Source organism: Xanthobacter dioxanivorans (genome assembly GCF_016807805.1).
Lineage (GTDB): Bacteria > Pseudomonadota > Alphaproteobacteria > Rhizobiales > Xanthobacteraceae > Xanthobacter > Xanthobacter dioxanivorans.
In genome coordinates this window covers 3,861,132-3,884,153 of sequence record NZ_CP063362.1, presented here as the reverse complement: position 1 = coordinate 3,884,153, position 23,022 = coordinate 3,861,132, and the positions used below count along the sequence as shown (strand labels likewise).

17 protein-coding genes and 2 pseudogenes are annotated in these 23,022 nt (G+C 70.4%); 9 read left to right on the top strand and 10 right to left on the bottom strand.

What is annotated here, in order from left to right; translation table 11 throughout:
• Nucleotides 1-189 precede the first annotated feature (189 nt).
• The 7 genes and pseudogenes from EZH22_RS18135 to EZH22_RS18105 all read left to right on the top strand — a co-directional run bounded on the left by EZH22_RS18135 (nucleotide 190) and on the right by EZH22_RS18105 (nucleotide 8,340).
• The gene (locus tag EZH22_RS18135; RefSeq protein WP_203191899.1) at nucleotides 190-510 is read left to right on the top strand and encodes a hypothetical protein; all 321 of its coding nucleotides are present in this window, start codon (nucleotides 190-192) and stop codon (nucleotides 508-510) included.
• A gap of 172 nt (nucleotides 511-682) precedes the next feature.
• Complete coding sequence (locus EZH22_RS18130; protein ID WP_203191898.1) at nucleotides 683-1,903, top strand: LL-diaminopimelate aminotransferase; 1,221 nt, start codon at nucleotides 683-685, stop codon at nucleotides 1,901-1,903.
• Nucleotides 1,904-2,061: 158 nt separating this feature from the next.
• Nucleotides 2,062-3,360 (top strand): homoserine dehydrogenase, encoded by a 1,299-nt coding sequence (locus EZH22_RS18125; RefSeq protein WP_203191897.1) that lies wholly within the window; start codon nucleotides 2,062-2,064, stop codon nucleotides 3,358-3,360.
• A gap of 3 nt (nucleotides 3,361-3,363) precedes the next feature.
• A complete protein-coding gene (gene glpX, locus EZH22_RS18120) occupies nucleotides 3,364-4,353 on the top strand; it encodes a class II fructose-bisphosphatase (protein WP_203191896.1) in 990 nt (329 codons plus the stop codon).
• A 127-nt stretch (nucleotides 4,354-4,480) separates the two neighbouring features.
• Nucleotides 4,481-5,731 carry an MgtC/SapB family protein gene (locus tag EZH22_RS18115; RefSeq protein WP_203191895.1) on the top strand — a complete coding sequence of 417 codons (1,251 nt, stop codon included), beginning with the start codon at nucleotides 4,481-4,483 and terminating at the stop codon, nucleotides 5,729-5,731.
• A 46-nt stretch (nucleotides 5,732-5,777) separates the two neighbouring features.
• Nucleotides 5,778-7,576: pseudogene (gene recJ, locus EZH22_RS18110) on the top strand (single-stranded-DNA-specific exonuclease RecJ).
• 77 nt (nucleotides 7,577-7,653) lie between these two features.
• Nucleotides 7,654-8,340 (top strand): YoaK family protein, encoded by a 687-nt coding sequence (locus EZH22_RS18105; protein WP_203191894.1) that lies wholly within the window; start codon nucleotides 7,654-7,656, stop codon nucleotides 8,338-8,340.
• 109 nt (nucleotides 8,341-8,449) lie between these two features.
• Here EZH22_RS18105 and EZH22_RS18100 read toward each other — a convergent pair whose 3' ends face one another.
• The 4 genes from EZH22_RS18100 to argC form a co-directional block, all read right to left on the bottom strand.
• Nucleotides 8,450-8,917: a hypothetical protein gene (locus EZH22_RS18100; protein ID WP_203191893.1), complete on the bottom strand. Its 468-nt coding sequence runs from the start codon at nucleotides 8,915-8,917 to the stop codon at nucleotides 8,450-8,452.
• Nucleotides 8,910-9,812, bottom strand: coding sequence for a ParA family protein (locus EZH22_RS18095; RefSeq protein WP_203191892.1), 903 nt, complete (start codon nucleotides 9,810-9,812; stop codon nucleotides 8,910-8,912). Before EZH22_RS18095 ends, EZH22_RS18100 begins: the two co-directional genes overlap by 8 nt.
• Before the next feature lie 66 nt (nucleotides 9,813-9,878).
• A complete protein-coding gene (locus EZH22_RS18090) occupies nucleotides 9,879-11,270 on the bottom strand; it encodes a GntP family permease (protein WP_203191891.1) in 1,392 nt (463 codons plus the stop codon).
• 252 nt (nucleotides 11,271-11,522) lie between these two features.
• Nucleotides 11,523-12,575, bottom strand: coding sequence for an N-acetyl-gamma-glutamyl-phosphate reductase (argC, locus tag EZH22_RS18085; RefSeq protein ID WP_203191890.1), 1,053 nt, complete (start codon nucleotides 12,573-12,575; stop codon nucleotides 11,523-11,525).
• A gap of 245 nt (nucleotides 12,576-12,820) precedes the next feature.
• Here argC and parE point away from each other — a divergent pair.
• Nucleotides 12,821-14,871 (top strand): annotated as a pseudogene (gene parE / locus EZH22_RS18080) (DNA topoisomerase IV subunit B).
• A gap of 112 nt (nucleotides 14,872-14,983) precedes the next feature.
• Here parE and EZH22_RS18075 read toward each other — a convergent pair.
• Entirely contained in the window at nucleotides 14,984-16,153 is a 1,170-nt protein-coding gene (locus tag EZH22_RS18075) for an MFS transporter (RefSeq protein WP_231711031.1), read from the bottom strand.
• 352 nt (nucleotides 16,154-16,505) lie between these two features.
• Here EZH22_RS18075 and EZH22_RS18070 point away from each other — a divergent pair, with 352 nt between their 5' ends.
• The gene (locus tag EZH22_RS18070) at nucleotides 16,506-18,128 is read left to right on the top strand and encodes a DEAD/DEAH box helicase (RefSeq protein ID WP_203191888.1); all 1,623 of its coding nucleotides are present in this window, start codon (nucleotides 16,506-16,508) and stop codon (nucleotides 18,126-18,128) included.
• A gap of 186 nt (nucleotides 18,129-18,314) precedes the next feature.
• Here EZH22_RS18070 and EZH22_RS18065 read toward each other — a convergent pair whose 3' ends face one another.
• The 5 genes from EZH22_RS18065 to EZH22_RS18045 form a co-directional block, all read right to left on the bottom strand.
• On the bottom strand, nucleotides 18,315-18,794 hold the full coding sequence (locus EZH22_RS18065) for a TfoX/Sxy family protein (protein ID WP_203191887.1): 480 nt from the start codon (nucleotides 18,792-18,794) through the stop codon (nucleotides 18,315-18,317).
• A 14-nt stretch (nucleotides 18,795-18,808) separates the two neighbouring features.
• Nucleotides 18,809-19,585 (bottom strand): ATP12 family chaperone protein, encoded by a 777-nt coding sequence (locus EZH22_RS18060; RefSeq protein WP_203191886.1) that lies wholly within the window; start codon nucleotides 19,583-19,585, stop codon nucleotides 18,809-18,811.
• Nucleotides 19,586-19,599: 14 nt separating this feature from the next.
• Nucleotides 19,600-20,316: an HAD-IA family hydrolase gene (locus EZH22_RS18055; RefSeq protein ID WP_231711030.1), complete on the bottom strand. Its 717-nt coding sequence runs from the start codon at nucleotides 20,314-20,316 to the stop codon at nucleotides 19,600-19,602.
• On the bottom strand, nucleotides 20,313-21,020 hold the full coding sequence (locus EZH22_RS18050; RefSeq protein ID WP_203191885.1) for a zinc ribbon domain-containing protein: 708 nt from the start codon (nucleotides 21,018-21,020) through the stop codon (nucleotides 20,313-20,315). Before EZH22_RS18050 ends, EZH22_RS18055 begins: the two co-directional genes overlap by 4 nt.
• Nucleotides 21,021-21,161: 141 nt before the next feature.
• Nucleotides 21,162-22,976, bottom strand: coding sequence for a TRAP transporter large permease (locus tag EZH22_RS18045; protein WP_203196614.1), 1,815 nt, complete (start codon nucleotides 22,974-22,976; stop codon nucleotides 21,162-21,164).
• Nucleotides 22,977-23,022 lie beyond the last annotated feature (46 nt).

Below are 23,022 nucleotides of genomic sequence, written 5' to 3'. Positions count from 1 at the left end.
CTCTCGTGAGACATCTTGGGGCCTTGGGCCCATCTTGTATCGTCTGGCGCGCTTCGGCCATATTAATCCGCGACCATGACAGGATCGAGCCTTACCCGCCCGAGGAACACGCGCAAGATGCATTCCCGGGTGTCACGCCCCGGTCAGCGCGGGCTGCGGCGACACGTCATCGGGAACAACTGGAGGCCCATGAGCACCGTTCCCCCTCATCCGGGCGGTCGCGTGCGCGGCACGCCCTTTCCTGCTGCGGCGCGGTCGCGGCGGTGGCGCGCCGTGTTGGCGCTGGCCGTGCTGGCCGGCCTGTCGGCGTGCGCCGGCTCCGACCCGCTGGCGGCGCTCGCGCCACCCAATCCCCAGGTGCCAGAAGTTGCGCCGGATCAGTTTCCGCCCGTGGGCGCCCCGCCGTCGGACCGCGCCGCGCCCCTCACCCCGGAAGGCCAGCAGAAGCTGCAGAAGGACCTCGAGCGCGCCGCGCGCCAACAGGCCAGGCCCCTGCCGCCGGTCCAGTGACCGGGCGGCGCGGCGGGCATGCCGCACCGCGAAATTCGCGGCGCCGGGGGCGCGGCGCCGCACTCCCATCGCAATCATGGCTTTTTCATTCACCGATCAGTGCTAAAAAGCCCGCCTGCCGCGCCGGGAGACACGAGATGCGCGGTCTATGAGTGCCCCCTGGAGCCCGAAGATGACCACCGATTTCCACCGCATTCGCCGGCTGCCGCCCTACGTGTTCGAACAGGTGAACCGCGTGAAGGCCGCCGCCCGCAATGCCGGGGTGGACATCGTCGACCTCGGCATGGGCAATCCGGACCTCGACGCGCCGGCGCATGTCACCGAGAAGCTGAAGGAAACCATCGGCAAGCCGCGGACCGACCGCTATTCCGCCTCCAAGGGCATCCCCGGCCTGCGCAAGGCGCAGGCGGCCTATTACGAGCGGCGATTCGGCGTGAAGCTCGACCCCGACCGGCAGGTGGTTGCCACGCTGGGCTCCAAGGAAGGCTTCGCCAACATGGCGCAGGCCATCACCGCCCCCGGCGACGTGATCCTCACCCCCAACCCCTCCTATCCCATCCACGCCTTCGGCTTCCTCATGGCCGGCGGCGTCATCCGCTCGGTGCCCGCCGAGCCGGGGCCGGAATTCTTCCACGCCATGGAACGGGCGGTGCAGCACTCCATCCCCAAGCCCATCGCGGTGGTGCTGTGCTATCCCTCGAACCCCACGGCCTGCGTGGCGGATCTCGAATTCTACAAGGATGTGGTGGCCTTCGCGAAGAAGAACGACCTCATCGTTCTCAGCGACCTCGCCTATGCCGAGCTCTATTTCGACGGCAACCCGCCCCCCTCCGTGCTGGAGGTGCCGGGCGCCATGGACGTGACGGTGGAGTTCACCTCCATGTCCAAGACCTATTCCATGGCCGGCTGGCGCATGGGCTTCGCGGTGGGCAACGAGCGCCTCATCGCCGCTTTGTCGCGGGTGAAGTCCTATCTGGACTATGGCGCCTACACCCCCATCCAGGTGGCGGCCACCGCGGCGTTGAACGGCCCGCAGGAGTGCATCGCCGAGATGCGCGAGACCTACAAGAAGCGCCGCGATGCGCTGGTGGAGAGCTTCGGCCGCGCCGGCTGGAACATCCCCGTGCCCCGCGCCACCATGTTCGCCTGGTCCCCCATTCCTGAGCCCTTCCGGGCCATGGGCTCGGTGGAATTCGCCAAGCTGCTCATCGAGAAGGCGGAGGTGGCGGTGTCGCCGGGCGTCGGCTTCGGCGAGCATGGCGACGACTATGTGCGCATCGCGGTGGTGGAGAACGAGCAGCGCATCCGCCAGGCGGCGCGCAACGTCCGCCGCTTCTTCGAGCAGGCGGGCACGACGCTGCACAATGTGGTGCCGCTGAGCGCCGCGCGGTAGAAGGTGGGGCGTTGTCCCGATGCGCGCCGCTGCCCGGCGCGCATCGGGATGGTCCAGTCACTTGCTTTGGCGCGTTATCTCCACGCGAACCACTGTCCTTCGCGCGAGAACGCGCCAGACGCACGGCACCCGCCACAGGGAAAGAACCGGTCCGATCCATGAGCGAACTGAAAGTGGGCCTCGCCGGCCTCGGCACCGTCGGGGCCGCCGTCTTCCGCATGCTCGAACGCCGCGCCGCCGAGCTTGAGGCGCGTACCGGCCGCACCGTGAAGGCGACGGCCGTGGCGGCGCGGGATCGCACCCGGGATCGCGGGCTGAACCTCGATGGCGTCACCTGGTACGAGGATCCGGTCGCGCTGGCCGGAACCGGCGACATCGACGTGTTCGTGGAGCTGATGGGCGGCGACGGCGACCCGGCGAAGGCGGCGGTCGCCGCCGCGCTCGACCGCGGCATCCCGGTGGTGACCGCCAACAAGGCGCTGCTCGCCAAATGCGGCCTCGATCTCGCCCGGCGTGCGGAAGCCGCCGGTGCGGGGCTCCATTTCGAGGCGGCGGTGGCGGGCGGCATCCCCATCGTGAAGACCCTGCGCGAGGCCCTCGCCGGCAACGCCATCGAGCGCGTGTCCGGCATCCTCAACGGCACCTGCAACTACATCCTCACCCGCATGGCGGAGGAGAAGCTCTCCTTCCACGTCTGCCTCACCGAGGCCCAGCGCCTCGGCTATGCGGAGGCGGACCCGACCTTCGACATCGACGGCTTCGACACCGCCCACAAGCTCGCCATCCTCACCTCGCTCGCCTTCGGCACCCAGGTGGACGCGGACTCCATCTATGTGGAAGGCATCCGCCAACTCACCCTGGCCGATCTCGATGCGGCGGACGATCTCGGCTACCGGGTGAAGCTGCTCGGCGTGGCGGTGAAGACCGACACCGGCATCGAGCAGCGGGTGCACCCCACCATGGTGCCGAAGCACTGGCCCATCGCCCAGGTGTCCGGCGTCACCAACGCGGTGGCGGTGGACGGCGACGCGGTGGCGCTGACCCTGGTGGGGCCCGGCGCCGGCGGCGACGCCACCGCCTCGGCGGTGGTGGCCGACCTGTTCGACGTGGCACGCGGCGCGCAGGGCTTCGCCTTCGGCCTGCCGGTGGACCGCCTGCAGAAGGCCGAGCGCGCGCCCATGCAGCGCCACGAGGGCGGCTACTACATCCGCCTCGCCGTGGTGAACAAGCCGGGCACCGCGGCCACCATCGCCCGCCGCATGGCCGACGAGCAGATCTCCCTGGAATCCATCGTCCAGCGCCGCCCCGGCGGCACGACGAGCGCGGCCGACACCGCACACGTGATCCTCATCACCTATGCTACGACCGAGGAGGCCGTCAGACGGGCCATCGCCGCCATCGAGGCGGATGGGGTCGTCGCCTCCCTGCCGCAGGTGATTCGCATCGAGAAGGATTGACGCATGAGCGTTGCCCGGATGCCCCAGGTGCTCGACCGCCGCCTCGCCCTCGACCTGGCGCAGGTGTCGGAGCGGTGCGCGGTGGCGGCGGCGCGCCTGCGCGGGCGCGGCGATGAGGAAGCCGCGGACCTTGCCGCCATGCGCACCTGCCATCGCGAGGTGAACGACATCCCGCTCTCGGGCACCATCGTCATCGGCGAGGGGGTGGAGGGCGAGTGCGACCTGCTGTTCGCCGGCGAGACCCTCGGCCGGGGCGGCATGGAGGTGGACCTCGCCGTGGATGCGCTCGAAGGCTCCACCCTCTGCGCCAAGAACATGGAAGGCTCCATTACCGTCATCGCCCTGGCCGAGCGCGGCTCGCTGCTGAAGGTGCCGGTGGCCTACATGGAAAAGCTCGCCATCGGCCCCGGCTACCCGGACGGCATCGTCTCCCTCTCCCAGAGCCCGCAGGACAATGTCCGCGCCCTGGCCGAGGCGAAGGGCGTGCCGCCGTCCGACATCACCGCCCTCATCCTCGACCGGCCGCGCCATGCCCCGCTCATCGAGGCGGTGCGCAAGACCGGGGCGGCGGTGAAGCTCATCACAGACGGCGACGTGGCCGGCATCATCCACACCACCAATCCGCAAGAGAGCGGGGTCGACATCTATCTCGGCCTCGGCGGGGCGGCGGAAGGGGTGCTCGCCGCAGCGGCGCTGCGCTGCATCGGCGGCCAGATGCAGGGCCGCCTCGTGCTCGACACCGAGAAGAAGCGCGAGCAGGCCAAAACCCTCGGCATCCGCGATTTCTCCAAGATCTACGCGCTGGAGGAAATGGTGCGCGGCGACTGCCTGGTGGCGGCCACCGGCGTCACCGACGGCGCGCTGCTGAAGGGCGTGCGCTTCGGCCGCGAGGTGATCGAGACCGACACCATCGTGCTGCGCGCCGCCACCGGCACCGTGCGCCGCATCGCCACCGAGCACCGCGACTTCCGCAAGTTCCGCCTGGAGGATTGAGTCGCGGCCGGAGCTCCGCATCGCCGGGGTCCCCCCGGCGGCGACGCGCCTGCGCACCTTCGGTTGGGGGACGGCACGCGCCTGCGCGGCTGCTTTCTGCTAAAACACGGGCCATCGGGAGGCCGTGATGGACCACCTCATCTACCGGCTGGCCGTCGCCCTCGCCATCGGCCTCGTGGTGGGGGTCGAGCGCGGCTGGCGTGAGCGGACCGAACCGCCGGGCAGCCGCACCGCCGGCGTGCGCACCTTCACCCTCTGCGGCCTGCTCGGCGGCGTCTCCGCGGCGCTGGCCTCGGCGATGCAGAGCCCGGCCCTGCTCGCGGCCGCCGGGCTCGCCTTCGCCGCCGTGTTCTCCGCCTTCAAGTACCGGGAGATGGTGGCGGACAAGGACTACGGCATCACCTCCATCATCGCGGCGCTGCTGGTCTTCGCCCTCGGCGCGCTTGCCGTGGTGGGCGATCCCTCGGCGGCGGGCGCGGCAGCCATCGCCGCCGCCGGCCTGCTCGCTGCGCGCGAGGTGCTGCATGGCCTCGTCTCCCGCCTCACCTGGGTGGAGTTGCGCTCGGCCCTGGTGCTGCTGGCGATGACGATGATCGTGCTGCCGCTGCTGCCCGATCGCACCCTTGATCCGTTCGACAGCCTCAACCCCCGCCAGATCTGGCTGTTCATGGTGCTCACCGCCACCATCTCGTTTGCCGGCTATGTGGCGGTGAAGGTGGCGGGGCCGGAGAAGGGCATCCTGTTCAGCGCCCTCGGCGGCGCCCTCGTCTCGTCCACCGCCGTCACCATCGCCTTCGCCCGGCGCGCCGCCGCCGGCGAGCCGGCGGTGCTGCTCGCCGGCGGGGCGGCGCTGGCGGCCATGGTCTCGCTGCTGCGGGTGCTGGCCATCTGCACGGTGGTGGCGCCCGCGCTGCTGGCGACCCTCGCCCCGCCCGCCCTCGCGGCGGCGGCGACCTTCGCCCTCGCCGGGGTGCTCATGGTGCGCGACCCCAGGAGCACCGGCGGGGAGCAGGTCCTGGGCAATCCGTTCGACCTCGCCCCGCTGACCGCCTTCGCCGGGATGTTCGCCCTGGTCTCCCTGGCGAGCGGCTTCCTGCTGAAGTCGGTGGGGCCGGGCAGCCTCTATCTCGTGAGCGCGGTGGCCGGCATCGTCGACGTGGACGTGCCCTCGCTGAATGCCGCCCGCCTTGCCGGCAACGCCCTCACGCTGGAGGCGGCGGCGGTCTCCATCCTCATCGCCCTCGGCATGAACGCCCTCGGCCGGGTCGGCTTCGCGGCTGCGGCCGGGCCGGCCGGATTTACCGTGCGCCTCGGCGCCGCGACGGTGGCGGCGGCGGGAGCGGCGATCGGGGTGCTCGTCCTCGCACAGGGGGTATGACGGCCTGCCGCTCGACGCGGGCGCCGGGGTCTGGCTTCATGCCCGCGTGAACATCGCCTTGCCGAATCGCCTCTTCCTCGACGTCGCCCGCTCGGCCACCGGCCGCATCTGGCGCGAGCGGCTCGACGTGCGCGGCGCCCAGACCGCGATGGCCATGGCCCAGCGCGCCGGCATCAGTGAGCTGCTGGCCCGCGTGCTGGCCGGCCGCGACGTGCCCCTCGACGAGGTGGAACGCTACCTCGACCCCTCCATCCGCACCCTCCTGCCCGACCCCGACACCCTGACCGACATGGGCGCCGCGGTGGAGCGGCTGGCCCATGCCGTGGTCACCGGCGAGCAGGTGGCGGTGTTCGGCGATTATGACGTGGACGGCGCCTGTGCCACCGCCCTCATGGTGGGCGTGCTGCGGGCCGGCGGCCTCGACCCGCTGTTCCACATTCCCGACCGCATCTTCGAGGGCTACGGCCCCAACGTGCCGGCCATCGAGCAATTGGCGGCGCGGGGCGTGACCCTGCTGGTGACGGTGGATTGCGGCACCACCTCCATGGAGCCCATCGCCGCCGCCCGCCGGCTCGGCATGGACGTTGTGGTGATCGACCACCACCAGGCGGGCGAGCGCCTGCCCGAGGGCGCGGTCATCGTGAACCCGAACCGGGAGGACGACCTCTCCGGCCTCGGCCACCTGTGCGCGGCGGGCCTCGCCTTCGTCACCGCCGTGGGCCTCGTGCGGGCCCTGCGCCAGCGCGGCCACTTCAACGCGGGGCGCCCGGCCCCGGACCTGCTCGACGCCCTCGACATCGTGGCCCTCGCCACGGTCGCCGACGTGGTGCCCCTGCGCGGCCTCAACCGGGCCTTCGTGGCCAAGGGGCTCCTGGCCATGCGCCGGCGCACCCGCATCGGCCTCACCGCCCTGATGGATGCGGCCCGCCTCGACGGCCCCCGCGCCCCTTCCATCTCGGCTTCCTCATCGGCCCGCGCATCAATGCGGGCGGGCGCATCGGCGAGGCGACGCTGGGGGCGAAGCTGCTGCTCACCGACGATCCCGCCGAGGCACGCCGCATGGCCGCCGAGCTCGACCGGCTGAACACCGAGCGGCAGGAGGTGGAGCGCGCCATCCTCGCCGCCGCCGAGGCGGAGGCCCAGGCCGCCCTCGGCGTCTTGGACGAGGGCGCCGTGGTGGTGGTGAGCGGCGAGGGCTGGCACCCCGGCGTGGTCGGGCTGGTGGCCGCCCGGCTCAAGGAGCGCTTCCAGCGCCCGGCCTTCGCCATCGCCTTCAACGGCGAGACCGGGACCGGCTCCGGCCGCTCCATCCCCGGCGTCGATATCGGCCGGGCGGTGCGGGCCGCCGTCGAGGACGGACTGCTGGTGAAGGGCGGCGGCCACGCCATGGCGGCGGGGCTCACGGTGGAGCGGGCGCGGCTGGGGGACCTCAGGGCGATGCTCGAGGCGCGGCTCGCCGCCGACGTGACGCGCGCCCGGGCCGAGGGCGCGCTCTCCATCGACGGGGCCTTGACCGCGCGCGGCGCGACGCCGGCGCTGGTGGAGACCATCGCCCGCGCCGGGCCGTTCGGGGCGGGCAATCCCGAGCCGGTCTTCGCCTTCCCCAATCACCGCATCAGCTATGCCGAGACGTTCGGCGCCGGCCATGTGCGCGCCCGCATCACCTCCGGCGACGGCACCACCCTGAAGGCCGTGGCCTTCCGTTGCGCCGAGGAGCCCCTCGGCCGCGCCCTCCTGGCGGGACGCGGCCGCGTGATGCACGTGGCCGGCAGCCTCGACCTCGACACCTGGCAGGGCGAGACGCGGGTGTCCCTGCGGCTGCGCGACGTGGCCGAGGTGGGCTGAAGCCCAGCGCAGACCAAACCGCATTCAAATCTCGCGCGCCGGGCGGCCGGCGTCGTTGTGCAGGGAGAGTTTGAGCTGTGAAGGGGCTGCTGGGGATTCTGCTCTGCTTTAATGCCGGCTTTGTGGACACGGCCGGCTTCGTCGCCCTCGGTGGGCTGTTCGCGGCGCATGTGACGGGCAACATCGTGACCTTCGCCGCGTCCCTGGCGCATGGACAGATGCCGGCCCTGGCCAAGATCATCGCCATGCCGGTGTTCGCGCTGGTCGTCATCGCGGCGCGCCAGCTGAGCCGGGCGATGATCGCGCGCGGGATGGATGACTTCCGCGTCCTGATGGCGGTGAAGCTGGTGCTTCTGGCCCACGCGGCCCTGGTGGCGATTCAGTCGGGACCGTTTCCCAACCCGGACGCCCCCTCCGCCATCATGATGGGCATGACGCTGGTGGCCGCCATGGCGCTTCAGAACGCGCTCCACCGCACCCACCTCACCGATACGCCGCCGTCCACCATGATGACCGGGACCTTCACGCAGGTGCTGGTGGACATGTCCAACCTGTGGCGGCCGGCGGCGGATGCGAACGTGGCCGCCATCCGCGCCCGCCTCGCCCGCCTGAGCGCCAACCTCGGGGCTTTCTTCGCCGGCTGCACCGCCGCCGCGCTGCTGTACTTCGCGGTGGGCATGTGGTGCCTGCTGCTGCCCGCCTTTGTCGCCCTGGCCGAGGTCCTCGCGCTAGGGCCGGATGCGCCGGCCAAGCCCGCCGGCTGATCCGACCGGGCCGCCGCAGGCCCAAACATGCAGGCCCAAGCATGCAGGCCCAAGCATGCAGGTCCAAGCATGCAGGCCCACGCATCCGGCGGGGAAGGCCGGGGCCCCTTCAGCGCTCTTCCGACACCCGCAGCGCCGACCGGCCGGTGATCCTGCGCTTGGGCCGGGCCGGCGCCTCGGCCGCCGGCTCCTTCGCGGCGGCGGGGGCCTTCTTCGATGCGGCTTTCCGGGCTGGCTTCTCCGGCGGCGCGGACGGCCCGCGGCTGCCATCGGCCAGCCCGAGCAGGGCCCTGATGCGATCCGCCGGCTGGGCGAAAGCGGGCCCGTGCGGATCGACACGACCGAGCAGGACTTTCGCCTTCGGCGCCGGCACCCCGTCGAGCGCCTCGGCGAAGGCCGCGGCGCCGAGCAGCGCGCGGATGTTTCGCACCGCCTCCAGCCCGGTGTCCTCGGCGACGAGCTGCGTCCGCACGATCTCGTTCACCGCCTTGCGCGCCGCGTTGCCGGCGGCGGGAAACAGGGCCGCCTGGCCGCCGATGGCGCCGAGCAGGCGAAAGAAGTCGGTCCCGTCACTCATCGAGCCGTCTCCGCGTTTCATCCACGAGGTCGCGCACCTGATTCACCGCCCGGTTCCATTTCTGCTCGAAAGAGGGCGCGTAGGGAAAGTTCTCCGGGTCCATGGCCCGCTCGATGGCCGCCTGGTTGTCCACCTCCAGGTCGAACATCTCGAACAGCGCATCCGGCTCGTCCGCCTCCGCCCGCAGGCTGAAGAGGGTGTCGCGATGCTGGATCTTGTGGGCGTTCACCCGGCTCGCCAGCACCACGGGCCGCCGCTTCGGCTGCGGCAGCGCGGACCGCGTGACGTGCGCATTCTCCCACACCGAGGCCCGGAAGGCATCAAAGCCGAGGGTGGAGAGATAATCGGGGATGGTGGGCACGATCACCATGTCGGACAGGCGGATGGCCACCTCGGTAAAGGCGGAGATGCCGGGCGCGCAATCGAACAGGATGAAGTCGTAGCGCGCCCTGAGGAGCCCGAGCGCCTCCTCGAGCACCCGCAGCGACTGCCCCTCCAGCGAGCGCAGGCCGTAATTGCGCTCGGCGAGGCGCAGCACGATCTCCCGTTCCAGCAGCCGCAGGCGCGGGCTGGCCACCACCATGTCGATGGCCAGTTCCTCGCCGGCCTTCATCACGTGGGAGATGCCGTGGGTGAGATAGTCGGTGACCGGCTTCCGGTCGCCGTAGAGCAGGCGGTCGGCGAGGAAGGAGGTGACCGACCGGCGCTGCTCAAGGATGAGCTTCAGCTCCTCGTCGGGGGCGAAGCAATAGGAGGCGTTGGCCTGGGCGTCGAGGTCCAGCACGGCCACCTTGCAGCCGGCCGCGGCGAACCCTTCCGCCAGCATGACCACGGTCGTGGTCTTGCCCACGCCGCCCTTCATGTTGGCGACGGCGATCACCCGCCCTTCAGCCATCGCCCTCCAGCCCCCCGCCCGCCCGGCTTGTGTTGCAGCGCAACATAGCGGGTGGGCGTGGCGTGCTCAATACAACCCGGTGAGCCAGTAGAAGCCGATCACCACGAACACCGCCGCCGTCTTGATGAGGGTAATGGCGAAAATGTCCCCGTAGGACTGGCGATGGGAGAGGCCGGTGACCGCCAGGAGGGTGATGACGGCGCCGTTGTGCGGCAACGTGTCCATGCCGCCGGAGGCCATGGCGGCCACGCGATGCATCACCTCCAGCGGAATGTTGTAGGCGTGCGCCTGGGCGATGAACTGCTCCGACATGGCCGCCAGCGCGATGGACAGGCCCCCCGACGCCGAGCCGGTGATGCCGGCCAGCGTCGTCACCGTGATCGCCTCGTTGATGAGCGGGTTGGGGATCGCGGCCAGCGCCGACTTGATGAGCAGGAAACCGGGCAGCGCCGCGATGACCGCGCCGAAGCCGTATTCCGTCGCGGTGTTGAGGCCGGCGAGCAAGGCGCCCGCCACCGCGTCCTTGGACCCGAGGGCGAACTTGCCGGCGATGGCCCGGAAGCCGAACACCGCCACCGTCAGGATGCCGAGCAGCAGCGCCGCCTGCACCGCCCAGATGGCGGCCCAGGTGCTGGTGGGCACGCTCACCGCTGCCGCGCCTTCCACCAGGGTGGCGCTGGCGGTGGCTCCGAACCAGTCCGGAATGAGCCGGGCGAAGACGAGGTTGGCGATGCCCACCACCACCAGGGGCAACAAGGCGAGCAGCGGCGAGACGAGCGGCACGTCCTGGTCCACCACCACCTCGTTGAGATGGCCCTCGCCGTAGCCTTCCCCGTGCTTCTGCGCCTGCCGTCGCCGGAACTCCAGGTAGGACAGGCCCGCCGCCAGGATGAAGGCGGTGCCCACGAGGCCGAGGATCGGCGCCGCATAGGCGTTGGTGTGGAAGAAGGTGGTGGGGATGATGTTCTGGATCTGCGGCGTGCCCGGCAGCGTGTCCATGGTGAAGGAGAAGGCGCCGAGCGCCACCACCGCCGGCAAAAGCCGCTTGGGGATGCCCACCTGGCGGAACATCTCCGCGCCGAACGGATAGACCGCGAACACCACCACGAACAGCGACACGCCGCCATAGGTGAGCAGCGCCCCCACCAGCACGATGGACAGGATGGCCCGTCCCGGCCCGAGCAGCTTCACGATGGAGGAGACGATGGAGCGCGAGAAGCCGGAGAGCTCGATGAGCTTGCCGAACACCGCCCCCAGCAGGAACACCGGGAAGTAGAGCTTGATGAAGCCCACCATCTTTTCCATGAACAGGCCGGAAAAGACGACGGGCACCGCCGCCGGATCGGTCAGCAGCACCGCGCCGATGGCGGCCACGGGCGCGAACAGGATGACGCTGAAGCCGCGATACGCCACGAGCATCAGGAAGACGAGCGCGGCAAGGCAGATGATGAAGCTCATCGGCAGGGCATCCGGATCTTGGAATTGGGATTGGGAAATGGAATCGGGCCTGCGCCCGGACAGGAGATGGGGAAGCTACCCTGTCCTATGAAGACTGGCGACTAGACTTGAGTTTCGGTGTCCCAACGGAAAGGGTTACCATTCGCCGGCCATGGGCAGCCGGGCGGGAGGCCGAGGTGGTCTCCCGCCGATGGCGGCGACGAAGCTGGCCCCCTCCCCGCGGCCCTTGTGCAGGCGCCGCCGACGGGCCGGTCACGGCATCAGCGCGATCTGCTCCAGCCCCAGCGTCTCGGGGAAGCCCAGCACCAGGTTCATGTTCTGCACCGCCTGGCCGGAGGCGCCCTTCACCAGGTTGTCCAGCGTCGAGATGACGATGGCCCGCCCGGGAACGCGGTCCGCCACCACGCCGAGCATCACCATGTTCGAGCCGCGCACATGCCGCGACTGGGGCACCTGCCCGAAGGGCATCACATGCACGAAGGGCTCGCCCTTGTAATAATCGGCGAGGAGCGCGTGCAGGTCCTCGGCCCGCGCGCCGGTGGTGCGCAGGTAGATGATGGCGTAGATGCCGCGGTTCATGGGTGCGAGCACCGGCACGAACATGGGCGTCACCGGCCGGCCGGCGGCCTTGGAAAATTCCTGGTCCAGCTCGCCCATGTGGCGGTGGCCGGAGACGGCGTAGGCATGGATGCCCTCCGACACCTCGGAGAACAGCATGGCCTCCTTGGCGGCCCGGCCGGCGCCGGACATGCCGGTCTTGGAATCCACCACGATGCTCTCCGGCTCGACCGCGCCGGCTTCGAGCAGCGGCACCAGGGGCAGGATGGCGGTGGTGGAATGGCAGCCCGGATTGGCCACCAGCCGCGCCTTGCGAATCTCGTCCCGGTAGATCTCCACCAGGCCGAACACCGCCTCCTGCTGGAGCTCCAGCGCGGCGTGGGGATGGCCGTACCACTGCTCGTAGGCGCCGGGATCCTTCAGCCGGAAGTCGGCGGAGAGGTCCACCACCTTCACGCCCGGCGCCGCCTCGAACACCTTCTTGATCACCACCTGCGTCGTGGCATGGGGCAGCGCGCAGAAGACCAGGTCGACAGCGGAAAAATCCACCTCGTCGATGGTCACCAGCTTGGGCAGGGGGAAGGGCGCGAACTGGGGGAACACCTCGGCCATGGTCTGGCCGGCCTTCCGGTCCGCGGTGAGCGCGACGATCTCGACGCGCGGATGGCGCAGCAGCAGGCGCACCAGCTCGGAGCCGGTGTAGCCCGAGGCGCCCAATACCGCGATCCTTGCCTTTGCGTCAGACATCTTGCTCTCCCGAGGTCGCCCTGCCTCCCGCGCGACGGCGGAAGAGGGGGCGAGGGTGCTTACACCCAATCCCGCGTCAGGGAAAAGACAGAGTTGTGAATGGCTGGGATGCGTGTTGCCATTCTGTTCCCCTGAGCCACCGGCTCTGTCACACTGGGGGGCAACTGGGCCGAGGCGCCGTCCCGATTCGCGCCCGCCCTGCCCTTCTGCTAATCGAGCGACCGAACCTCCGACCTCCGAGCCCCATGTCCGACAGCGATAATTCCGACGATCTGTTCGCCGCCCGCCCGCGCGGTGCCGCCAAGGCTGCCGCGAAGGAGAGCCCGCGCGGCAAGGCCCCCGTCGTGCCCGCCATGGCGAACGACTACACCGCCGCGCACATCGAGGTGCTCGAAGGGCTGGAGCCGGTGCGGCGCCGGCCGGGCATGTATATCGGCGGCACCGACGCCAAGGCCCTGCATCACCTCTTCGCCGAGGTGATCGACAATTCCATGGACGAGGCCGTGGCCGGCCACGCCACCTTCATCGAGGTGCAGGTGGGCGCGGACGGCTACCTCACCGTCTCGGACAACGGGCGCGGCATCCCGGTGGAGGAGCACCCGAAGTTTCCCGGCAAGTCGGCGCTGGAGGTCATCATGACCACGCTGCACGCCGGCGGAAAGTTCGACAGCAAGGTCTACGAGACCTCCGGCGGCCTGCACGGCGTCGGCGTCTCGGTAGTGAACGCGCTCTCCGACGATCTCGAGGTGGAGGTGGCGCGCAACCAGATCCTCTACCGCCAGTCCTTCTCCAAGGGCGTGCCCCAGGGCCCGCTGAAGGAAGTCGGCCGCATCACCAACCGGCGCGGCACCCGCGTGCGCTTCCATCCCGACCCGGAGATCTTCGGCCCCGCGGCGCGGTTCGAGCCGGCGCGGGTGTTCCGCATGGCCCGCTCCAAGGCCTACCTGTTCGGCGGGGTGGAGATCCGCTGGTCGTGCGATCCCGAGCTGCTCAAGGGCACCGACCTGCCGGAGAAGACGGTCTTCCGCTTCCCCGGCGGCCTCAAGGACTACCTGGCCGCCGACCTCGAAGGCCAGACGCTGGTGCATCCGGACATCTTCGCCGGCCGTATCCAGAAGCCGGGGGCCACGGCTCGGTGGAATGGGCGGTGGCGTGGGTGGCGGATGCCGACGGCTTCGTCTCCTCCTACTGCAACACCATCCCCACTCCGGACGGCGGCACCCATGAGAACGGCCTGCGCGCCGTTCTGCTCAAGGGCCTGAAGGACCATGCGGACCGCTCCGGCCAGGGCAAGCGCGGCTCGGTCATCACCGGCGACGACGTGAGCACCGGCTGCGCCGCCATGCTTTCTGTGTTCGTGCGCGAGCCCGAGTTTCAGGGCCAGACCAAGGACCGCCTCGCCACCGCGGAGGCCGCCCGCATCGTCGAGCAGGGCCTGCGCGACCCGTTCGACCACTGGCTCGCCGCCAACCCGGTGCAGGCGAGCCGGCTGCTGGAGCACGTGATCGACCGGGCGGAAGAACGCCTGCGCCGCAAGCAGGAGAAGGAGATCTCCCGCAAGACCGCGGTGCGCAAGCTGCGCCTGCCCGGCAAGCTCGCCGACTGCTCCAACACCGAGGCGGCGGGGTCCGAGATCTTCATCGTCGAGGGCGACTCGGCCGGCGGCTCGGCCAAGCAGGCCCGCGACCGCAAGACCCAGGCGGTGCTGCCCCTGCGCGGCAAGATCCTCAACGTGGCCAGCGCCACCCGCGACAAGCTGGCGGCAAACCAGCAGCTCGCCGACCTCGGCCAGGCGCTGGGTTGTGGCACCCTCTCCCATTACCGCGATGCGGACCTGAGGTACGAGAAGGTCATCATCATGACCGACGCCGACGTGGACGGGGCGCACATCGCCTCGCTCCTCGTCACCTTCTTCTTCCGCCAGATGCCGAAGCTGATCGAGGACGGCCACCTCTTCCTCGCCGTGCCGCCGCTCTACCGCATCACGCAAGGGCCGAAGACGCTCTATGCGCGGGACGACGCCCACAAGGCGCAGTTGCTCAAGAAGGAGTTCAACGGCAAGGGCAAGGTGGAGGTGGGCCGGTTCAAGGGCCTCGGCGAGATGATGCCGGCGCAGCTCAAGGAAACCACCATGGACCGCAAGACGCGCACGCTCCAGCGCGTCGCCATCGAGGACGCCGAGCGGGCCGGGACCGCCGACCTCGTGGAGCGGCTGATGGGCAACAAGCCGGAAGCGCGCTTCGCCTTCATCTCCGAGCGCGCGGCCTTCGCCGACGAGGACCTGCTGGACATCTGATGCCATCGGCCTTGGTCTTCGACCGATGCCGCGCGGGGGCTTGGCCAGGGGCCGATGCGTCACCGTCATCGGCCCTCGGCGTGAGCCTCCGGCATGAACCTCTGGATGAGCCTCACAGCGGGGGTGGCGGCTGCACCTTCCCCGTGCGCGGCGGCAGCATGCCGGCGGGAATGGAGACCAGCACCATGCCGATGCCCGCCATCAGGAAGGTCGTGGCCGGCCCGATGAGACCCGCCACCTGCGCCTGGACGATCGCCCCCAGGCCCTGGCCCAGGAAGAAGGACGAGGCGAACAGCGCCATGCCCGATCCCCGCGCCTCCGGCGCGAGTTCGGTGGCGAGGATCTGCATGACGTTGTGGATCATGTAGAAGGCGAAGCCGGCGAGACCGAAGAGCGGGACCAGCAGGAACAGGCTCGGGCCGGTGGCGATGGCCATCAGCAGGAACCCGCCCGCCGCCGCGCCGGCCCGCACCATGCCGTGGAGCCCCAGCCGGCGCACCAGCGCCGAGACCGCGAAGGTGTAGAAGGCCCCGCCGACGGCGAAGGTCCCCAGCGCAAGACCGGCCTCCTTCGCGTCGCCCAGGCCGTGCGACACCAGGAGCGGGGCGGTCAGCGGGAAGGCGCCGAAGATCAGGGCCCCCTCCAGCGCGACGATGGCATAGATCTTCTTCGAGAGCGGATTGCCGAGCACGAGGGCGTAGCGGCCGAGAGACGCGCGGAAGGACAAGGGCTGCGCCGTGCGCTCCTCGGTGAGGCCGAAGATGGCGGCCAGCGCCGCGGCCAAGGCCACGGCGAAGGCGCACCAGAACACCGGGCGCCAGCCGGCATATTCGGCGATCACCCCTGCAAGCGCCGAGCCCCCGAGCTGCCCAAGCACCAGGGCAAGCAGCACCCGGCTCAGCGCCTCCGCCCGCTTCTCGAAGGGCACGCGGTCGCCGACCGCGGCGAGGACCACCGGGATGATGCCGCCGGCGAAGGCGCCGGAAAAGGCACGCACCACGAGCAGCATCCCATCGCCCGTCGCGACCGCCGACAAGGCCAGCCCCACCGCCAGCATGGACAGGTTGAAGCGGATGAGCCGAACCTTCCCCACCGCGTCCCCGATGGGGCCGAAGAACAGCTGCATGGCCGCATACGGCAGGGTGAAGGCGCTGGCGAGCAGCGCCACCTGCTGGAGCGACACCTGAAGGTCCGCGGCGAGGATGTTGAGCATCGGGTCCACGACGCGCAGGGAAAACGCGCTCGCGAAGGCGGCGAGGCCCAGTATGGGGAGGAAGGGCATGGAATCCGGGGGCGGAGGGAGCCAGCTCCACCACTGGTGGTTCGCGACGAGAGGGTCAAGACGGCGGCTATGATCTCGCAGCATGCCTGAGGGACGACATCTGCCAAAAGCGCATGAATTGTGCGCCTCATGCCGGCGCATCTGCACAGATCGGGCATCGCGGTAGGGGTATTTTCGTCTTGCCGCGCCGTAGCGGCGCGAAAACATTGACACGGCGCACAATTTTCCTATGTTGCTTTGCGTCGTCCGAGATATGTCGAATCCAAGCGCGCCGACCGACGACCACTCGTCTGACCCCGTACACGGCACGGGACGTTCGATCAGCGGCGCGCCGCCGCATCTAAAAGATGCAATGTCATTTTCCGAACTCGGCCTGAGCGAGAAGGTTCTCGCGGCGGTCGCCGACACTGGCTATACACAGCCCACACCGATCCAGGCCCAGGCCATCCCCCACGTTCTGGCGCGCCGCGATGTGCTCGGCCTCGCCCAGACCGGTACCGGCAAGACGGCCGCCTTCACCCTGCCCATGCTCACACTGCTGGAGCAGGGACGGGCCCGGGCCCGCATGCCGCGGACGCTCATTCTGGAGCCGACCCGCGAACTCGCCGCGCAGGTGGAAGAAAATTTCGTCCGCTACGGCAAGAACAACAAGCTGAACGTCGCCCTCCTCATCGGCGGCGTTTCCTTCGGCGACCAGGACACCAAGCTGGTGCGTGGCGTGGATGTGCTCATAGCCACCCCCGGCCGCCTGCTTGACCACGTGGAGCGTGGTCGCCTGCTCCTCTCCGGCATCGAGATCCTCGTCATCGACGAGGCGGACCGCATGCTGGACATGGGCTTCATCCCGGATATCGAGCGCATCTGCAAGCTGGTGCCGTTCACCCGGCAGACGCTGTTCTTCTCGGCCACCATGCCGCCGGAGATCCAGCGCCTCGTCTCGCAGTTCCTCTCGAATCCGGTGCGGGTCGAGGTCTCGAAGCCCGCATCGACCGCCGCAACGGTGAGCCAGATGCTGGTCGCCACCGGCCGCGAGGACTTCGAGAAGCGCGACACGCTGCGCAACCTCATCCGCGACTGCGAGGGGCTGCAGAACGGCATCATCTTCTGCAACCGCAAGCGCGACGTGGCGGTGCTCCACCGCTCGCTGCAGAAGCACGGCTTCAACGCCGTCGCCCTGCACGGCGACATGGACCAGCATGCCCGCATCAAGGCCCTCGACCAGTTCCGGGTCGGCGAGGCCACCCTGCTCGTCGCCTCGGACGTGGCGGCGCGCGGGCTCGACATTCCGGCGGTGAGCCACGTCTTCAACTATGACGTGCCACATCATGCGGAAGACTATGTGCACCGTGTCGGCCGCACCGGCCGCGCCGGGCGGGCGGGAACGGCCTATACCCTGGTCACTCACCTCGACGCCAAGTCGCTTTCGGCCATCGAGAAGCTCATCGGCAACGCCATTCCCTGGCACGGCCCCACCATCGCCGAGGCCCCGGCCTCCACCGAACGCCGGGAACGGCGGGATGACGGGCGCCTGCGCGGCAAGCGCCGCGTCGAGAAGGACGGTCGTGCCGAAGGGCGGCCCGAGCGCGAGGCAAGGCCCCCGCGCGAACCAAGGCCGGAGCGGGAGCCCAGGGCAGAACGGGAGCCCAGGGCGGAGCGCGCGGCCCGGCCGGAGCGCGAGCCCAGGGCAGAGCGTGAGGCACGTCCGGAGCGGGAGCCGAGGGCGGAACGCGAGGCCCGGCCCGAGCGGGAGCCGCGGCGCGAACGTGAACCCCGGCGCGAGCGGGAGCCCCGCGAGGGTGACCGTCCCGAGGCCGAGGCGCGCGCGCCGCGTCCCGAGCGGGTCCGCAGGCCGGCACGCGAGGACATCGGCGATGCCCGCCCCGCACGGCGCGAGCGCGCCCCGGCGAACGAGCCGGCCGACATGTCCCACTTGCCCGCCTTCCTGCTGCGCCCGGTGCGCGTCAAGGCGAGCTGAGCCAGGCGAGCTGAGCCGCCGCCTATCCAGCGAACCGGCCTCCGGTTCGCGCGGATCGGGCGCTTCAGTTCAAGGATCTGGTGCGTTTTCCCGTTTCGATGGAGCGTGAGGACGCCCGGGCTCCCGCCCGAGCATGCCCGTCGGGCGGTCCTCATAGCCCCCGACCTCATGCCGGGACGGCCGGCGTCAGGCCCGCGGGGGTTTCGCCGCCCGCGGGCGGGCGGATGCTTTCGCAGGACGCCGTCCCGCAGCAGGGCCCCGCCCCGCAGGGCGGGCTGAAGCCACCCCCTCCCCGCCGGCTTCGGGCGCTGCTGACGTCCTCCCGCGCGCCGCTTTCACGCTCTTCGCCGCCGCCGCCGTCCGCGCCACGTCGAGCGCCCGTCGGGCGAGGGCTGCGAGATCGTCGGCATCGTCGAGGGCCGCCTCCGGCACCGACCAGAAGCCGGCCATGGTCCGCACCTGCCCCTTCGCCACATAGCTGAAGGGGGCCGAGCCCCGCGCGCCCAGCTCTTCCGCGAGGCGGCCGTCCGCCTTCAGATGGATGGTCCCGCCCACCTCGATGGCGAACATCAGCCCGTCGGCATAGATCCCGCAGCCGCCGAACATGCGCCGCGCCTGGACCGGGCCGAAGGCGGAAAACAGGTCTGCAAGGGTATCGGCATCCATTCCCCGCCCCGCGTTCAGGCGAGCAGCCGGATCAGCCGCGCCGCCGCGTCCATCTCGGTGCGGCGGGCGGCGCGGCGGGCGCTGGCGGCCTCATCCTCGCCCCACTGCTCGCGGTTCCAGTCCTCGTCCACATGGGCGGCGACCCAGGCCTCGTCCACGGTCAGCCTGTCCTCGGCAACGGCGAGGGCGAGCAGCGCCGAGCCGGTCAGGGTGGTCATGGAATGCACCGCCCCCAGGGCCAGCGGCGCAAGCGGCACGAGGGCCCGTACCTGCGCCAGCGCCGCCTCGGGCTGGGCCACGTGCCGCACGCCTTCGGCGAGGAAAAAGCGGGCGTCGTGAGCTTCGTTCATCCAGTCGAGGACGCGATCCCAATGCGCAGCCTGCCGCTCCACCAGCTTCTGCGGACCTTCGGCGCGGTAGAACAGCATGTCCGAGCCGGCATAGAGCACCACCTCGTCGCGCACCGCATCGGCCTCGGGCGCCACCCGGTCGAGAGCGACGTTCACGAGGCGGGTCAAAGGCATGAAGAAGGGGTTGATCTCGCTCGCCTGGGCCGCCCATTCCGCCGCCATCGCCTCGGCCAGCGCGCGGGTCGGGGCCGCCAGCAGCCGGCGCGCCGGCGTGCGCACCGGGCGCCCGTCGAGGAGGATGGTGAAGCCCCCCTCCCCCTCGCCGACGCTCACATCCGTGTAGAAACGCTTCGGCAGGGGCGTGCGCTGGGCCGCGCGGGCGCGCGCCACGGGATCGTCGCCGGGGACGCTGTCCTCGATGCCCTCCAACAGGTCGCGCATGCGCCCTCCTCCGATCAGCTGGTGACGCGGCGCCGGCGCGCCATCAGGTCGGCGACCGCGCCGGGCACCTCCTCGAACCGGTGGACGACGAGGTCGGCACCGGCACGCTCCAGCGCCGGAATCTCATGATAGCCCCAGGCCACCGCCAATGCCGAGGCCCCCGCCTGCAGCGCCATGGAGATGTCGTAGGTGGTGTCGCCCACCACCACCGTTTCCTCCGGGCGGGCGCCGATCTCGGCCATGGCCTGGAGCACCATGGCGGGATGGGGCTTGGAGGGGGCGTCGTCCGCCGTCTGGATGGTGGAGAACCAGCCTTCCATGGCGTGCACCTTGAGGATGCGGTCGACCCCGCGCCGCGCCTTCCCGGTCACCATGCCGAGCACGAGATCCTCGCGTCGGCGCAGGGCGTCCAGCACCTCGCGCGCGCCGGCGAACATGGGCTCGGGCGGCTCGGCCTCGCGCAGGCGGTTGAAGGCCAGGCGATAGGCGTCCACCATCGCCGCCACCGGATAGGACAGGTCCCCCTGCGACAGGACGGCGAAGGCCTCGGGCAGGGACAGGCCGACCACGGACAGCAGGCGATCGCGCTCGGGCAGCGGCACGCCGTGCGCCGCGTGGGCGTCGCGCATGGCGGCGACGATCATGTGCTGGCTGTCCACCAGCGTGCCGTCGCAATCGAACAGCACCAGCTTCAGGGTGGGGGCGCCGGCATCGCCGGGGGTGTCGGTCATCGCTGCGTCAGCTGCCGGGTTGCCACGTCATACACCCACGACGTGCCCGAGGGATCGGCGAACACGAGCTGGCGGAAGCCGCGCTGCTCGCACTGCCTGGGCAGCGGGCCGGCCAGGATGAGTTCGGTGGCCGCCTTCGCGTCGAAGGTGAATTTGATGGTGAGGACGGTGGCCTCCTCGCCCGTGGCGGTGACGGAGAGGTCGAGGCCGTTCTGGACGAAATTGTCCTGCTTGAGCTTGGCGAACGCCTTGCGCGCGCTGGCATCGGCGGGCGGCGCCCCGACCGGGGTGCGCACCGTGGGAAGCGGCAGCGCGGCCTCTTTCGCGTCGCCGGGGACGGAGGCGCCCGCAGGCGCGGGCTGGGCAGGCGCGGGCTGGGTCGGGGCCGGTTGCACGTCGGCGGGCTGCGGGGTCGCCGGCATCGAAGCCGTCGTCGGGGCCGCGGGGGCTGCCGGCGCCTGCGGCGTGGGCGCCGAGGCCACCGCCTCGGACGAGGGGGCGACCGCCGTCGAGGGGGAGGGCGCAGCCGACATCACCCACCACACCAGCCCGCCCGCCGCGAGCGCCACCGTGGTGCCGCCGAGGCCGATCATGAAGGGCAGGAGAAAATTCGTATGGAGCTTGCGCCCGCAGAAGGGGCAATGCTCCTCCTCCGGATAGACCTGCGCCCCGCAGCCGGGGCAGAAGTCGGCCCTGGGGTTCATTCCATTCACCTCCACACGGTCGGGGCGGGCCCGACGCCCCCGACGCCAAATCACAAGCACATGGCCACGCACCGATGCCGGGCGCGCGGCCCCTGGGATGTCGTTCCAGAATGCGCCCTTAGCAGGGCAACGTGGCGGTTGCTATTTCGCCGGCCCGAAATCCAGCGGCGGCGGCGGCGCGAGGTCGCCCCCCGGCGAGAGGGAATCGAACTGCTGCTGGATCTGCGTCTGGTCCAGCTGCACCCCGGCGGACTTGTAGTGGGTCACCATCCCCGGGAACAGGATGACGAGGGCCACCATGACCAGCTGGATGCAGACGAACGGCACCGCGCCCCAATAGATCTGGGCGGTGGTCACCGGCTGCATGAGCTTGCCGGTGACCCGGTCGATATAGGGCACCTTCGCCGCCACCGAGCGCAGGAAGAACAGGGCGAAGCCGAAGGGCGGGTGCATGAACGAGGTCTGCATGTTCACCGCCAGCATCACGCCGAACCAGATGAGGTCGATGCCCAGCTTGTCGGCCGCCGGCCCCAGCAGCGGGATGATGATGAAGGCGAGCTCGAAATAATCGAGGAAGAAGGCGAGGAGGAAGACCAGCGCGTTCACCGCGATGAGGAAGCCCGCCTGGCCGCCGGGCAGCGACACCAGGAGCTCTTCCACCCATTTGTGTCCGTCCACCCCGTAGAAGGTGAGCGAGAACACCCGCGCGCCGAGCAGGATGAACAGCACGAACGCCGACAGCTTGGCGGTGGAATAGGTCGCCTGCCGCATGAGGTCGAACTTCAGCCGGCCGCGGGCGAAGGCGAGGATGAGCGCGCCCACCGAGCCCATGGCGCCGCCCTCGGTCGGCGTCGCCACGCCGATGAAGATGGTGCCGAGCACGAGGAAGATGAGCGCCAGCGGCGGCACCATCACGAACACCACCTGCTCGGCGAGGCGCGACATCAGGCCGAGGCGGAACACCCGGTTGATGACGGCGACGACGAAGGCGATGCCGACCGTCGCCGACATGGTGAGCACCACGTAGTCGGCGCCGAACTTCACCCCCGATTCCGTCATCAGCACGATGGAGAGCGCGATGGCGAGCGTCAGGGCGATGAACAGCGACGGCGTCAGCAGTCGCGCCGTGCCCGACATGACGAAGTACAGGAGCGCGAAGGCGACGATACCCCACGCCGCCTGGTTCGCGGCGCCGGGCAGGAGCCCCTGCGTCAGGTGCGGCAGGGAGCCGGCGGCCACCAGCCAGGCGAACCCGGCGGCGGCGATGGCGCCGAGGATCCGGGCCGGCATCATCTTCTGCTTGGGATCACGCAGGGTCTGCGCCGCCAGCGGCAGTCCGGGCGCGGCGCTGGGAAAGATGGACGAGACGACGAAGATATAAAGCGCATAGAGCCCGGCGAGCAGCAGCCCCGGCACGAAGGCGCCCTCATACATGTCGCCGACCGAGCGGTTCAGCTGGTCGGCCATCACGATGAGCACGAGGGAGGGCGGGATGATCTGCGCCAGCGTGCCCGACGCGGCGATGACGCCCGACGCCACGCGCCGGTCGTAGCCGTAGCGCAGCATGATGGGCAGGGAGATGAGGCCCATGGAGATGACCGACGCGGCCACCACGCCCGTTGTCGCCGCCAGCAGCGCGCCGACGAAGATCACCGCATAGGCGAGCCCGCCGCGGATGGAGCCGAACACCTGCCCGATGGTGTCGAGCAGGTCTTCCGCCATGCCGGAGCGCTCGAGGATGAGCCCCATGAAGGTGAAGAACGGCACCGCGAGGAGGACCTCGTTGTTCATGGTGCCGTAGACGCGCTCGGGCAGCGCCTGGAGGAATTTCGGCTCGAACAGGCCGAGCCAGATGCCGACCAGGCCGAAGATGAGGCCGTTGGCCGCCAGCGAGAACGCCACCGGGTAGCCGATGAGCAGGAACACCACCAGCGCCGCGAACATGATCGGCGCCATGTTGTGGATGAACCAGCCGCGGAAGCCCGGCTCGGCCGCGAAGGCC

Excerpts from the sequence above, each read along its gene's own strand:
- EZH22_RS18135 (WP_203191899.1), top strand. The coding sequence starts at position 190 with ATGAGCACCGTTCCCCCTCATCCGGGCGGTCGCGTGCGCGGCACGCCC.
- EZH22_RS18130 (WP_203191898.1), top strand. The coding sequence starts at position 683 with ATGACCACCGATTTCCACCGCATTCGCCGGCTGCCGCCCTACGTGTTC.
- EZH22_RS18125 (WP_203191897.1), top strand. The coding sequence starts at position 2,062 with ATGAGCGAACTGAAAGTGGGCCTCGCCGGCCTCGGCACCGTCGGGGCC.
- glpX (WP_203191896.1), top strand. The coding sequence starts at position 3,364 with ATGAGCGTTGCCCGGATGCCCCAGGTGCTCGACCGCCGCCTCGCCCTC.
- EZH22_RS18115 (WP_203191895.1), top strand. The coding sequence starts at position 4,481 with ATGGACCACCTCATCTACCGGCTGGCCGTCGCCCTCGCCATCGGCCTC.
- EZH22_RS18100 (WP_203191893.1), bottom strand. The coding sequence starts at position 8,917 with ATGAGTGACGGGACCGACTTCTTTCGCCTGCTCGGCGCCATCGGCGGC.
- EZH22_RS18095 (WP_203191892.1), bottom strand. The coding sequence starts at position 9,812 with ATGGCTGAAGGGCGGGTGATCGCCGTCGCCAACATGAAGGGCGGCGTG.
- EZH22_RS18090 (WP_203191891.1), bottom strand. The coding sequence starts at position 11,270 with ATGAGCTTCATCATCTGCCTTGCCGCGCTCGTCTTCCTGATGCTCGTG.
- argC (WP_203191890.1), bottom strand. The coding sequence starts at position 12,575 with ATGTCTGACGCAAAGGCAAGGATCGCGGTATTGGGCGCCTCGGGCTAC.
- EZH22_RS18075 (WP_231711031.1), bottom strand. The coding sequence starts at position 16,153 with ATGCCCTTCCTCCCCATACTGGGCCTCGCCGCCTTCGCGAGCGCGTTT.
- EZH22_RS18070 (WP_203191888.1), top strand. The coding sequence starts at position 16,506 with ATGTCATTTTCCGAACTCGGCCTGAGCGAGAAGGTTCTCGCGGCGGTC.
- EZH22_RS18065 (WP_203191887.1), bottom strand. The coding sequence starts at position 18,794 with ATGGATGCCGATACCCTTGCAGACCTGTTTTCCGCCTTCGGCCCGGTC.
- EZH22_RS18060 (WP_203191886.1), bottom strand. The coding sequence starts at position 19,585 with ATGCGCGACCTGTTGGAGGGCATCGAGGACAGCGTCCCCGGCGACGAT.
- EZH22_RS18055 (WP_231711030.1), bottom strand. The coding sequence starts at position 20,316 with ATGACCGACACCCCCGGCGATGCCGGCGCCCCCACCCTGAAGCTGGTG.
- EZH22_RS18050 (WP_203191885.1), bottom strand. The coding sequence starts at position 21,020 with ATGAACCCCAGGGCCGACTTCTGCCCCGGCTGCGGGGCGCAGGTCTAT.
- EZH22_RS18045 (WP_203196614.1), bottom strand. The coding sequence starts at position 22,976 with ATGGCGCCGATCATGTTCGCGGCGCTGGTGGTGTTCCTGCTCATCGGC.